The organism is Apibacter sp. (assembly GCF_025291155.1).
GTDB lineage: Bacteria > Bacteroidota > Bacteroidia > Flavobacteriales > Weeksellaceae > Apibacter.
Window position 1 is genome coordinate 1 of sequence record NZ_JAMBJZ010000062.1, and the last position, 13,117, is coordinate 13,117.

Below are 13,117 nucleotides of genomic sequence, written 5' to 3' on the forward strand. Positions count from 1 at the left end.
GAGAAAATCTGCTAATTCCTTATCTGTTTTGAAATTATTATATTCTTTTATTCTATTCAAGATCAATTTCTTATCCATAAAATATTTTCAAAATGTAAACATTATTTGTGAAATATTTTTTAGTTTTCAATATATGTATTATATAATATAATGTAATTAGTTTTGTAATTTTTATACATTTCACTATCTAATTATGTATATGAGCATTCATTAACCATTTATTGAATATCTATTTTTAGTAATAGAAAGATTATTAAATTTAAGAGTAAAACCAAATTTAATTGGTTATAGCTTCTTGAAAAATAAAAATCATCAGAAAAGTTTTTCTGATGATTTGAGTTATAATTTTTACATTACTAATTTACAACATAACTATTCCTTCTAGAGTACTAGCTTCTTTATAATATTCTACAACTGAGTGAGCGTCAACGGCATATATATTTACAGTAATACTAGTATATTTTCTATTTTTACTTTCTTTGATAGAAAAAGAAGCTCCACTATGGTCAAAAATTTTATGCAATTGAGCTATTTTTTTGCTTTCTGTCAGAATAATAAATTTAAACATATAATTTCCGGGGAAATGATGCTCTGTATCTAATTGCTCCTTAAATCTTATATAAAAATCGTCAGGATTTTCACTTTTATTTGCAAATATTTTTATATTGTCATTGTTTTTCATAATAATTCCATAAAAGCAAAACTAAAGCCAAATAAAAATTATGACAAAATAGCTTAATAAGAGTATAAATTTATCTGTCATATAGCTTATTATATAGATTGATATATTTTTCTTTAATATATTTTCTTTTTAATTTCAATGTAGGGGTTAATTCACCACTTTCCACAGACCAAACCGTTGGAGTAAGCTCAATCTTTTTAATTTGTTCCCATTTACCTAATAATTTGTTTACTTTTTCAACATCCTGCATTATTCTCTCTCTAATAACCTTATTTTTTACAATTTCTTCAGGAGAAATCGTAGTATTCATATGTAGATTTTTATACTTAATATATTTAAGAATAAATTCAAAATCAGGTTGTATTAGCGCGCATGGCATTTTTTCACCATCACCTACAACCATTGCCTCTCCTATAAATCTAGATTGTTTTAGGTTATTTTCGGTTATCTGAGGTATGATATATTTTCCTCCTGAAGTCTTAAATATTTCTTTTTTTCTATCCGTAATTTTTAAAAATCCGTCTTTTATGTAGCCAATATCTCCGGTTTTCAACCATCCGTCATCAGTATAAATCTCTCTTGTTTTTTCTTCGTCTTTATAATAACCTAAAAACACATTAGAACCTTTCGTTAATATTTCTCCGTCCTCAGCAATTTTCACTTTACAGCTATTTAATAAGGGACCTACTGTGCCTAAACAGAATAAATCTTTCGTTCTTCCGTTTACAGTTATAACCGGAGAGGTTTCCGTCATTCCATATCCCTCGGAAATTTTTAATCCGGCAGCATTAAAAATTCTGCATAAATTCTCAGATAAGGCAGCACTTCCGCATATAATTAATTGCAAATTATTTCCTACTGCTTCTCTCCACTTTTTAAATACTAAAAAATCTGCTATTTTATGGGAAAGGCTCGCTGGTTTGAAAGGCTCAAATTTTTTAGCTACACTAAGTGCCCATAAAAATATCTGCTTCTTTAACCATCCTCCTGAAGTTCCTTTATTATAAATCGATGCGTATAATTTTTCTACTATTCTAGGAACTACCAATATTACATCTGGTTTGACTTCTTGAAAATTGGATGCTAATTTATCCATACCCTCTGCAAAGTATATCCCATAAGACTTATACATAAAAACATAATCAACCATTCTTTCTAAAATATGGCAGATAGGGAGGATGCTTAAAATTCTAAATTTTTCATCATTCTCCATCACAAACCTAACGTGACAATCTAGTACATTAGTTAATATATTTTTATGTGACAGCATTACACCTTTAGGTCTTCCTGTAGTTCCTGATGTATAAATCAATGTCACCCATCTATCGGGTTCGATAGAATTTTTTAAATTTTCAACTTCTTGCTGGTTGGAGATTTCTTCTCCCTTCTTTTTAATTTTATTCCAGTTTAATGCGCCTTCTATCTCATCAAAAGTAAATAGGCTAGTTATATTTGGGCATTGATCTTTTATATTATGTACTTTATCATATATTTTCTTATCCGATACAAGACAAAATTTGGACTCACTGTTGTTTAAAATGAACGTCAAATCATCATCACTCATCGTAGGATAGATAGGAACACTTACTGCTCCAATTTGCTGTATTGCAAAATCCATTATTAACCATTCAGATCTATTTACTGAAGTAATTAAAGCTATTCTATCCTGAGGATTTATCCCATAATTTAAAAGACCTCTACTTACCTGGTTTACCTGATCTATTAGCGATTGTGTGGAAATTTTCTTCCAACTACCATCTTTTTTAGTTGCAATTGAGACATCAATCGGTCTATTTCGTAATTGATAATATAGAATGTCAAATAGCCTAGTGACTTTCATTTTTTTAATATTTTAAAATGCGAAAAATACAAAAAAAATAACATTTTTGCAAAAACCATTTTTCATGTCAATATATCAATATAAAATAAAAATAAATATAATTATAAATAATATCTATTATAATAAATATGGAAATTAATTCAAATTCACGAGTAATATAATTTATTTAGCTTCCATATTTTCAATTGTCTTAATAATTACCAGATTTCGATTTTTAAATTACCAATTAAATAAAGGTCTTGAATCCATAAGAGAATTCACTTCTTCTCTTACCTTATTTAAAACCTTATCATTTTCAGGATTATCAATAACTTCATTAACAAAATCAGCAATTTTTATCATATCGTTTTCTTTAAGCCCTCTGGTGGTAACAGCTGCAGTTCCAAATCTAATTCCTGAGGTGATGAAAGGACTTCTGTCATCATAAGGAATCATATTTTTATTACAAGTTATAGCTGCCTTTTCTAAAACTTTTTCAGCTACTTTACCCGTAATATTTTTATTATGTAAATCAATTAACATTAAATGATTATCTGTACCTCCTGATATAATTTCAAAACCCCTTTCAATCAATGATTTTGATAAAACTTGTGCATTTTTCACTACTTGATGAGCATATACAAGAAACTCATCACTAAGCGCCTCGATAAATGTAATTGCCTTTGCAGCAATTATGTGTTCTAAAGGACCTCCTTGCGTACCAGGAAATACTGCTCCATCAAATACTTGTGACATCATTTTTATTTCTCCTTTTGGTGTTTTATATCCAAATGGATTTTCGAAATCTTTCCCCAGCATAATCATTCCTCCTCTTGTACCTCGAAGAGTTTTGTGAGTAGTTGTAGTGACTATATGACAATAGGGTAATGGATCACTTAATATTCCTTTCGCTATTAATCCTGCCGGATGAGAGATATCAGCCATTAAAATCGCACCAATCTCATCTGCAACTTCCCTAAATTTCTTATAATTAAAATCTCTTGAATATGCAGAAGCCCCTACTATAATCATTTTTGGCTTTTCTCTCCTTGCTGTAGCCATCATATCTTCATAGTTTATCCTTCCATCTTCTTTATTTACTTTATAAAAAACCGGATCGTAATTTAATCCTGAAAAATTAACGGGAGAGCCATGGGTAAGATGCCCTCCATGTGCGAGATCTAATCCCATTACTTTATCACCAGGCTTTAAACAAGCAAGAAATACTGCTGCATTTGCTTGTGCCCCTGAATGTGGCTGTACATTGACATAAGCTGCCCCAAATAATTTTTTGGCACTTTCTATAGCAATTTCTTCTATTTGATCTATAATTTCACATCCTCCATAATAACGTCTTCCGGGATATCCCTCCGCATACTTATTAGTTAATACAGAACCGGCAGCTTTCATCACCTCATCACTTACAAAATTTTCTGAAGCTATTAGTTCTAATCCTTTAGTTTGTCTTTGTTTTTCCTTTTCGATTAATTCGAATATTTTTTTTGACTCCATAACTTAGGTATATTTTAGTTTATTTTCTATATGTTTTCTCCCAATTCCATGCATCTTTAACCATTTCTTCTACTGTGTATTGAGCTTTCCATCTTAAAATCCGATTAGCTTTATCACAATTAGCATAGATGCTTTCAACATCTCCTTTTCTCCTTTCTCCAATAGTATAAGGGACTTTAATTTCATTAACTTTTTCAAAAGTCTGAATTATCTCTAATACAGAATTTCCAACTCCTGTTCCTATGTTGAATGTTTCAAAGGATGATATATTTTTTCCTGCAAGAAGATATTCGCAAGCATTCACATGTGCCTTGGCTAAATCAACAACATGAATATAGTCTCTTATACAAGTACCATCAGCGGTATTATAATTATTACCGTAAACTGTTAATTCTTTTCTAATCCCTATAGCTGTTTGTGTTACGAAAGGCATCAAATTACTGGGAATTCCTCTCGGCAACTCTCCTATTAATGAGGATGGATGAGCACCTACCGGATTAAAATATCTTAAAGATAATACCTGCAACCATTTTGTAGCTGAAACTTTCTCTAAGATGTCTTCTGCCATTTGTTTAGTACTTCCATAAGAAGATAAAGCTTTTTGTGTGGGAGATTCCTCGGTTACTGGCAATTCTATCGGCTGTCCGTAAACAGTAGCTGAAGATGAAAAAACAAATTTTCCTACTTTGAAATTTTTCATAATCTCCAAAATATTCATTAGAGAGACTAAATTCGTTCTATAATAGGTAAGAGGAATTTCCATAGATTCTCCTACAGCTTTTTTTGCTGCAAAATGAATACATGCTGAAACATTTTTATTTTCCGAAAAAACAGATTCTAATTTCTTATAATCACATAAATCATATGGATAGAATTTAGGTTTGATCCCCGTGATTTCTTTAATTCTATCTAATATAAATAATTCCGAATTACTTAAATCATCTATAATGATCGGATCAAATCCTGATTGTATTAATTCAACTACCGTATGAGAGCCTATAAATCCTAGTCCTCCTGATACTATTATTTTATTTTTACCCATATGTCATTAATTAAGTATTATTTATTTATAAATTTTCGCTCTTTTTATTCTACTTTTATATATAACGTCAGTAAGCATAGGAACTTCTTCTATTTCAACATTATAGGTATCAAGTCCTAATGCAGCAGTATCGGATATTCCAATATGTTTGACCATATTATAAAATCTTAAGATAAATCTTTCTTTTAATGAAAACAAATATTCTTGATTAAAGACTCTATCAATAAGAATATACTTAAAATCTGCCGGAATATCGTATTTTTTTAAAGAAGGATAATTACTGGATAAATCTATTTTTCCCGAAATTTTTAAATCTTCAAGAACCTGGCTAAAATAAATATTTATTAAAGGAACAACTTTAAATCCAAGCTTGAAATTAATTTTATATAAAGTATTGGGTATTAGTTCTAATACATCATATTCGAAAGTATAGGGGTTCGTATCGTTTTCAACTCTAAGAAACCAATAATAATCTGCTCGCTTAGGATTTTTGTTTATAATTGAAAATACTATTTTTGCTTCTATTTCCTCAGCTTTACCTGCTCTACTGATATAAACCAAATTGGTGGAATACTTCGAGATATGGTTATCTGTTTTCATATCTTGTATAATAGGTAAATAGGGTTTAATATTTACATATTGTACATATTTATTTTTAAGTTTTCGACCGTTATACCATATGTACATACTAAATGCTATCATACCTGCTAACATCATGGTAATCCAGCCTCCCTCTTCGAATTTCAATACATTAGCATAAAAAAATCCTCCTTCTATAATGAAATATATTATTGCAAAGATTAGTATGAAAAAAACATTAACTTTTTTACTGTAAAGATAAAAGAGAAGCAAAATAGTGGTCATTAGCATGGTTATGGTTATAGCTAGCCCATAAGCGGCCTCCATTTTTGAGGATTCTTTAAAATAGAGAACGATAAAAATGCAGGATGTTAATAAACCCCAGTTTATTGCCGGAACATACATTTGACCTTTTTCATGAGTAGGATATTCAATTTTTTGTCTTGGCCAAAAATTTAAAGACATTGCCTCACTAAATATGGTATAAGAACCTGTAATTAATGCCTGACTAGCTATGATTGCCGCTAAGGTTGCCATAACGACTCCAATGATGACAAAGTTGTCAGGCATCATTTTAAAAAATGGATTCCCCCCACTTGCAGCCTCCTGTGGATGTGATAAAATCCATGCTCCCTGTCCAAGATAATTGATTATTAAACAAATTTTTACGAAGATCCAACTGATTCTAATGTTTTTAATTCCACAATGCCCTAAGTCAGAATATAATGCTTCTGCTCCTGTTGTACATAAAAAAACAGCCCCCATAATAAGTAATATCATATGCTTTGCTTCTAATGCGGTCTGTGCACTGTCACTTACAATAAGCATCAGTTTAACAGCATAATAAGGATTTATAGCTTTTATTACATATAAATTAGGTATAAAATGAATACTTCCTAATATTAATAACATTATAAACCACAATGTCATTATTGGTCCATAAAATTTACCTATAGATTGTGTTCCAAATTGTTGAACCACAAAAAGAACTATAAGTATAAAAATGGTTATAGGTATAACTTCAGTGTTAGGATTATAGTTTTTAAGCCCTTCCACTGCAGTCATGATTGTCATCGATGGGGTAATAACTCCGTCCGAAACTAAAGTTGCAGCTCCTAAGATTGCTATGATATACAACCATTTATTTTTCATCTTTTTGACTAACGAATACAATGCTAATATCCCCCCTTCACCGTTATTATCTGCTCTTAAGGCAATTACTACATATTTAAGAGTGGTTTGCAAGGTTAGAGTCCATATTATACAAGACAAGGCCCCTATGATAAAATCTTCAGATATATGATCGGTATGATTAGCGGCAACTATAGCTCTCATTACATATAATGGCGAAGTCCCTATATCTCCAAATACAATTCCGATGGTAACTACTAAACCTATAAAAGTAAGTTTAGATTTCTTAGAATCATTCTGCTGCACAATTAGTTATTTTAATTTACTACTCATGTACAAAGTTATATTTTTTTTAGGTTAATTTTTTTTATATACTGTTAATTTAATGAAAATAATCCAGGGTCTTAGCTAATTCCCCAACTGAAGAATTGCAAGAACTGGATAATGATCAGAATAGTTAACTGTTTTATCTACGTAACAACGTTTAGATTTAAAGCTTTCACTTGCAAAAATATAATCTATTCTTATTGGGTAATAATAATCATAAAATGTCCATCCGAATCCTTTTCCACATTCTTCAAAAACATCATTCAAATCTTTTTTTATTGTAAAATATTCATAGGATAAAGGTACTGAATTCAAATCTCCACATACAATTACCGGATAAGGTGAATCTTTTATGTATTTTGCCAATAAATCTACTTGCACTTCATGTTTTTTAAATCCTGTCGTTAATTTATCCATCAACATTTCATAGTTATTTTTAGCTTCTTGTAGTTTATGAGCTTTAAAAATATTTTTATTGAGATACATGGGTTCTAAATATATGCTAATGCATCTTATTATATCTTGTTCTTTTTGTACATCTACCATACAAGCAAATGCGTTTCCGGGCAGAATAATTTTCTGCTTATTTATGATGGGAAATTTTGATGATATTCCTATCAGATCAAAAGTCGCATTATATCTATCCGCTAAAAAATTCTCCTTTGATCTCCACTGCCTTGTATAAATTTCATGAAAAAATGCAATATCTATATTTTCTTTTAGGATATAATTTTCTAATGCATACAGATCTTTGTTATTGTTTGCATATTTTACGTTATAAGTCATTATCTTGAGATCTTTGGAACTAATTTCCCGTTTAAAATTATTTTCAAAATGAATATATTTTTTTAAGGGAAATAATAGAAATAATGTAAAGATGAAAAATGGCACAAAAACAATTTCCCTTTTTAGTAACCATACCACAGTAAATATAAGGTGAACAGCAAGTAATATAGGATATAATAGAGCTATCAGCTCGAAATATGGAAAAGTTTTGGGCTCAACAAATTTATTTAAGAATACTAAACATAATAACAGAGCTATAATGCAATGCATTACAAGAAGGATATTACTTACTATTTTAGTCTTACTTAATATCATTAAATTTTTTTTTCATTTCGAAGAATTGAATAGAAATTCCTTTTCCAGCTTCGTTAAACTATTATATCCACTTTTAGATATTTTATCTAATATAAAATCTATTTGCTTTTGTTTTTCAATTTTTTTTATGTTAAATTCTTCATCGGACAAAGGTCTGGAATAAGATGATTTTTTAAATTCTTGTTCGTTTTTTTCAATTCTAAATTTAGACTTAACTCTTTTATTGAAAAATTCTTTAATTTTCTTTTTAAAAGAACTAAAATCCGGAATAGGATATATGAGAAAATCATTACCTTTTTGAAAAAATTTCATATAATAAAATCCAAAAGCTGCAGCAGCTAACCTTGACACAAATATTCCGATTATATTATTATGAGTTAAAAGGTTAATAAAATCAAGGAATATTACTATTATTCCCAAACCATAAAGAGGTATTTGAAAAGGTAAAGGAAAAAGAGAGATTTGCATTTTCGGATTATATGATATTATAGCGAATAAACAGCTATATACTCCTAACATAGCTCCTTGTAAAAAATAGTAAGTTTGATCGAATAACAAGCTAAATAATAAAAATGTTATACTTCCTACTATATTTCCCCAAACAAAAAATTTCACAAAACTATGAGCATTAAAATATATTCTAAAATTTTTTTCAGAAAAATAAATTATTATTGCAGCAAATAATAACTCTACAATATCATAATAAATAAACGGAAAAGTTATTAAAGTCCATATATAAGGTATAATCGTATGGGCAGACAATAAAAATAGGTAGGAAATTGATACATTGAATATCTTAACTGAAATTAAATCTATTAGCCAATATAGAAAAGAAAATACAATTGATATGTAAATAATTTTAACTCCTTCACTTCCGTTTTTATAATAATCTATTAATTTTAATATCTGTTTATATTTATACATAGGTTCTGTTTAATTCCAACGATATCTGTTTTTTATCCAATGGCGAGTCATAAAGTATCCAAAAACCGCTCCACCCAAATGTGCGAAATGCGCTACATTATCTCCTTGAGATTGTTGTATCCCTAAATACAGCTCAAATAAAACCATGATTGGTATAAAATATTTTGCTTTCATCGGAATTGGAGGAAATATCATCATAAGCACAGAGTTTGGAAACATAACTCCAAAAGCAACTAAAATTCCATATATAGCACCACTGGCGCCTACCATTGGAGTAACCATGTCTATATAAAGCTGACTTGCTATATTGAAATCTGTATTGTGTGGTAGCGTGTTTAACCATGCACTTCCATTTTGCTGAATATTATTATTGACTATTTTATAGCTTAATTTTGCATAATTTCCAATTTCATTCAGAGGGATATCAGCAGAAACTAAAGAATCATAAACTTTTTTAAATTCAAAATAATTAACAATATTAAACAAAGCAAAGGCTCCTAATCCACATGCAAAATACAGAATTAAATATTTTCTTGCACCCAACGATTGTTCCACAGCAGAACCAAACATCCACAACGAAAACATATTAAAGAAAAAATGTGTAAAACCTCCATGCATAAACATATGGGAGATTATCTGATACCAATGAAAATTAGGTGATAATGGAAAATAAGCTCCGAATAGTACGGTTAAGTCTATTCCTTGAGTAGATAAAAGATAGGTAGCAATAAAGAATATAGTATTTAAAATTAAAAGATTTTTAGTTACCGTCGGTATAGTTCTATTCATTATTTTTATGGTTTAATTAATTTGAAATGGTAAATATTAATCGAAATTAGGAATATTTATTATTTCATAATTTTTCTTTCCGAAAGGATTTAATTTAGAACATCCTAAAGCTATAAAGCTTTCCCATATAGGTAAAAATTGGGGTGAATGAATAAATTCTGTTCTTTTTCTTGCAGAAACTTTTGAAACAGTTTTACTAAAAAATATGGAAAATTCTTCTTCAGAATGTTCTGATAATTCACTTAATAAATTATCTATCAAATCTAATATTTTTTCATGGGGAATATCTGTAGGTATTGCAGTTATTGTTAATAAATCCTTTTCAACCTCCATATCCAATCCTTCAGCGAATAATGCAGTTTTTATGGAGTCTAATTTTTCTTTTTCAAGATCATAGACAGGTCTTTCAATAGGAAAGAGTAATTGTTGGCTTAATATATTACCTTCTGAATTTTTTAAATGATTTTCATATAAAACGGTCTGATGTATCCTATAAGGATCTAATATCCATAAATTGGAATCTTTTTCAGTTAACCATCTTCCATTTGATAAACGCAACAATGAAGATTCATCGATAGATAAAGAAGGTAGATCAAATAAATCAGATGTTAAAATTTCTTGTCTGGATGAAGCATATAGTTCGTTTAAATTGATTTTTTCAGCTTGAGATGGTCTATTTGAAACTTTGTCAAAGGGATTATATGATGAATTTATATTTATTTTGGGCTCAACAATAGGCTTATCTTTTTTAGCGAGTGAGAAATTCCAATCAGGATTTTGATCAAAATCTAAACTCGGAACAACATTATATACACCCAAAGATTTTTTTATAGCAGTTCTCAATAATGCATAAATGGAAGCTTCATCTTCAAACTTAACTTCTGTTTTTGTTGGATGAATATTTACATCAATTCGTTCTGGATTGATATCAATATAAAGAAAAAAAGAAGGTAAAAAACGAGATGGAATTAATCCTTCAAAAGCATCTTGTACCGCTTTGTTTAAATAAGATGATCTGAAAAACCTATGATTAACGAAGAAAAATTGTTCTCCTCTAGCTTTTTTCGCACTTTCGGGCTTACCTATAAACCCTCCCAGCTTTATCCAATCTAATTGTTCTGAGATAGGGATAAGTTGATTTTGAATTTTTCTACCAAAAATTTCAGAAATTCTTTGCATTAAATTACCCGAGCGTAATCTAAGTATTTCTTCATCATTATTAAATAATTGAAATTGAATATTTTCATGTGCTAAGGCAACTCTATGAAATTCATCTAAAACATGTCTGAATTCCACCGAATTAGACTTTAAGAATTTCCTTCTTGCCGGTACATTGAAAAATAGATTTTTAATTTGAAAAGAGGAACCTACTTTAGTATTTATCGGAACTTGTGAAATCAAATCACCTCCATCGATTATAATATGAGTACCAATCTCATCTTCTTCTTTACGAGTTTTTAGTTCAACTTGAGATACAGCCGCAATAGAAGCTAATGCTTCCCCCCTAAACCCTTTTGTATAAATATGAAATATATCTTCAGTAGTTTTAATTTTTGAGGTTGCATGTCTTTCAAATGACATTCTGGCATCAGTTACGCTCATTCCTATCCCATTATCAACCACTTGAATTAAATTACGACCTGCTTCTTTAATGATGAGTTGTATTTGACTAGCTTTGGCATCAATAGCATTTTCTAAAAGTTCTTTTACCACGGAAGAAGGTCTTTGCACTACTTCTCCTGCCGCAATTTGATTGGATACATTATCCGGGAGTAAGTGTATTATATCAGGCATAAGTACAAAGTTATTAAATCTATCATAAATCCCATCGTATCATACTAATAAATAAAACATAAAATAGATTATAAGAACTTTAACGTAATATCATTACACTTTTATAGTCGTTAAAAAATTTATAATTTTTCAAGGATAACTATGATTAAATTTCATGTAAAAAAAAATAAAACAGCATAATTTTATTACAACAAACTATCATATTATTTGTTTTTTACTTTTCCATTTTTATCATTATTATAGAAATCTACAAAGTTTTCAAAACCTATATATTTACATAATAAATCTAATATATGTCTATTAGGATCACCTGTGGCCTTTTCTTTTCCCTCTATATATTTATCGTAGTATCTTACAAAGGTTTTTTCACTAATACATGCTTTATACTCTTTTTCTATCTTAGAAGAAATATGTTTAGATAGAGGTGTTTTCAATACATGTAACGATTCATTTTTAGCCTTTTTAAAGGCTGTACAGACTATTTTTTCTATTGTTACTCTATAACCCATACATTAATTTCTACTCATTTTAGGATACTTCATTTAAAACTTGATCATAAATAAGAATAAAAACATGTCTATAAAAAGTCTTTGCTTTGTCTTTACTCTATTTTATATTATCAGTTACTTTGCCTCACATTTAAACAAGTTTATTTAACAACAAAGGTACAAAATGTATTCTAATAAGAAATAAAAAAGGAAAGTCTATCAATAGATCTAGAGAAATTATTTAGTTCTCCAAATTATTATATTATGCTGACCACATATAATAAATTCATTTTATTTTGTTTAGAATTACTAGTATGCCTATAAAATAATAATTTCTAAGATACTTATATAAAGATAAATAGTTATTAAATAAAAGATTAATATAAAAATGAAAAAAATATCATTACCTATTTTTAGTTTAATTATAAATTTATTCATCATTTCATGTAATGACGATTATGCTGACATTCCTCAAACAAAGAAACCCGTGTCTATGAATAATGAAATTGGCGACTCTTTCACTATTAATAACAAAGAAGATGAAGAATATTTCAATGAAGTTATGGTAGATAAGCCTTATCAATATTTAGACGTTAGCGGAGAAACTGCCCAAAACCCTGTTCGAAGAATGGATGTCAGCGGAGAAACTGCCCAGAACCCAGTCCGAATAATGGATGTTAGCGGAGAAACTGCTCAAAATCCTGTTCGAAGAATGGATGTCAGCGGAGAAACTGCCCAAAACCCTGTTAGCAGAATGGATGTTAGCGGAGAAACCGCTCAAAATCCTGTTAGCAGAATGGATGTTAGCAGAAAAAATACTCAAAATTCCATAAGAAAAATGGATGTCAGCGGGGAAACCGCTCAAAATCCTGTTAGCAGAATGGATGTTAGCAGAAAAAATACTCAAAATTCCATAAGAAAAATGGATG

11 protein-coding genes are annotated in these 13,117 nt (G+C 29.3%); 1 reads left to right on the plus strand and 10 read right to left on the minus strand.

Annotated elements, in window-relative coordinates:
- Positions 1 to 361: 361 nt before the first annotated feature.
- The 10 genes from M3Z80_RS06815 to M3Z80_RS06860 all read right to left on the minus strand — a co-directional run bounded on the left by M3Z80_RS06815 (position 362) and on the right by M3Z80_RS06860 (position 12,209).
- Complete coding sequence (locus tag M3Z80_RS06815) at positions 362 to 682, minus strand: DUF493 family protein (protein WP_293918782.1); 321 nt, start codon at positions 680 to 682, stop codon at positions 362 to 364.
- 70 nt (positions 683 to 752) lie between these two features.
- Positions 753 to 2,522: an AMP-dependent synthetase/ligase gene (locus M3Z80_RS06820; RefSeq protein ID WP_293918784.1), complete on the minus strand. Its 1,770-nt coding sequence runs from the start codon at positions 2,520 to 2,522 to the stop codon at positions 753 to 755.
- A 219-nt stretch (positions 2,523 to 2,741) separates the two neighbouring features.
- Positions 2,742 to 4,013, minus strand: coding sequence for a serine hydroxymethyltransferase (glyA, locus tag M3Z80_RS06825; RefSeq protein ID WP_293918786.1), 1,272 nt, complete (start codon positions 4,011 to 4,013; stop codon positions 2,742 to 2,744).
- 19 nt (positions 4,014 to 4,032) lie between these two features.
- Complete coding sequence (gene galE / locus M3Z80_RS06830; RefSeq protein ID WP_293918788.1) at positions 4,033 to 5,055, minus strand: UDP-glucose 4-epimerase GalE; 1,023 nt, start codon at positions 5,053 to 5,055, stop codon at positions 4,033 to 4,035.
- Between the two features lie 21 nt (positions 5,056 to 5,076).
- Positions 5,077 to 7,071 (minus strand): KUP/HAK/KT family potassium transporter, encoded by a 1,995-nt coding sequence (locus M3Z80_RS06835; RefSeq protein WP_293918790.1) that lies wholly within the window; start codon positions 7,069 to 7,071, stop codon positions 5,077 to 5,079.
- A 102-nt stretch (positions 7,072 to 7,173) separates the two neighbouring features.
- Positions 7,174 to 8,193 (minus strand): endonuclease/exonuclease/phosphatase family protein, encoded by a 1,020-nt coding sequence (locus M3Z80_RS06840; protein WP_293918792.1) that lies wholly within the window; start codon positions 8,191 to 8,193, stop codon positions 7,174 to 7,176.
- A gap of 12 nt (positions 8,194 to 8,205) precedes the next feature.
- Positions 8,206 to 9,117 (minus strand): rhomboid family intramembrane serine protease, encoded by a 912-nt coding sequence (locus M3Z80_RS06845; RefSeq protein WP_293918794.1) that lies wholly within the window; start codon positions 9,115 to 9,117, stop codon positions 8,206 to 8,208.
- A gap of 9 nt (positions 9,118 to 9,126) precedes the next feature.
- Positions 9,127 to 9,906, minus strand: coding sequence for a rhomboid family intramembrane serine protease (locus M3Z80_RS06850; RefSeq protein ID WP_293918796.1), 780 nt, complete (start codon positions 9,904 to 9,906; stop codon positions 9,127 to 9,129).
- Positions 9,907 to 9,942: 36 nt separating this feature from the next.
- The gene (mutL, locus tag M3Z80_RS06855; protein WP_293918798.1) at positions 9,943 to 11,700 is read right to left on the minus strand and encodes a DNA mismatch repair endonuclease MutL; all 1,758 of its coding nucleotides are present in this window, start codon (positions 11,698 to 11,700) and stop codon (positions 9,943 to 9,945) included.
- 203 nt (positions 11,701 to 11,903) lie between these two features.
- The gene (locus M3Z80_RS06860) at positions 11,904 to 12,209 is read right to left on the minus strand and encodes a hypothetical protein (RefSeq protein WP_293918799.1); all 306 of its coding nucleotides are present in this window, start codon (positions 12,207 to 12,209) and stop codon (positions 11,904 to 11,906) included.
- Between the two features lie 367 nt (positions 12,210 to 12,576).
- Between M3Z80_RS06860 and M3Z80_RS06865 the strand changes: the two genes are divergently transcribed.
- The coding region (locus tag M3Z80_RS06865; protein WP_293918801.1) for a hypothetical protein at positions 12,577 to 13,117 on the plus strand (541 nt) is incomplete at its 3' end.

Coding starts and splice junctions, on each gene's coding strand:
- M3Z80_RS06815 (WP_293918782.1), bottom strand. CDS start 682: ATGAAAAACAATGACAATATAAAAATATTTGCAAATAAAAGTGAAAAT.
- M3Z80_RS06820 (WP_293918784.1), bottom strand. CDS start 2,522: ATGAAAGTCACTAGGCTATTTGACATTCTATATTATCAATTACGAAAT.
- glyA (WP_293918786.1), bottom strand. CDS start 4,013: ATGGAGTCAAAAAAAATATTCGAATTAATCGAAAAGGAAAAACAAAGA.
- galE (WP_293918788.1), bottom strand. CDS start 5,055: ATGGGTAAAAATAAAATAATAGTATCAGGAGGACTAGGATTTATAGGC.
- M3Z80_RS06840 (WP_293918792.1), bottom strand. CDS start 8,193: ATGATATTAAGTAAGACTAAAATAGTAAGTAATATCCTTCTTGTAATG.
- M3Z80_RS06845 (WP_293918794.1), bottom strand. CDS start 9,117: ATGTATAAATATAAACAGATATTAAAATTAATAGATTATTATAAAAAC.
- M3Z80_RS06850 (WP_293918796.1), bottom strand. CDS start 9,906: ATGAATAGAACTATACCGACGGTAACTAAAAATCTTTTAATTTTAAAT.
- mutL (WP_293918798.1), bottom strand. CDS start 11,700: ATGCCTGATATAATACACTTACTCCCGGATAATGTATCCAATCAAATT.
- M3Z80_RS06860 (WP_293918799.1), bottom strand. CDS start 12,209: ATGGGTTATAGAGTAACAATAGAAAAAATAGTCTGTACAGCCTTTAAA.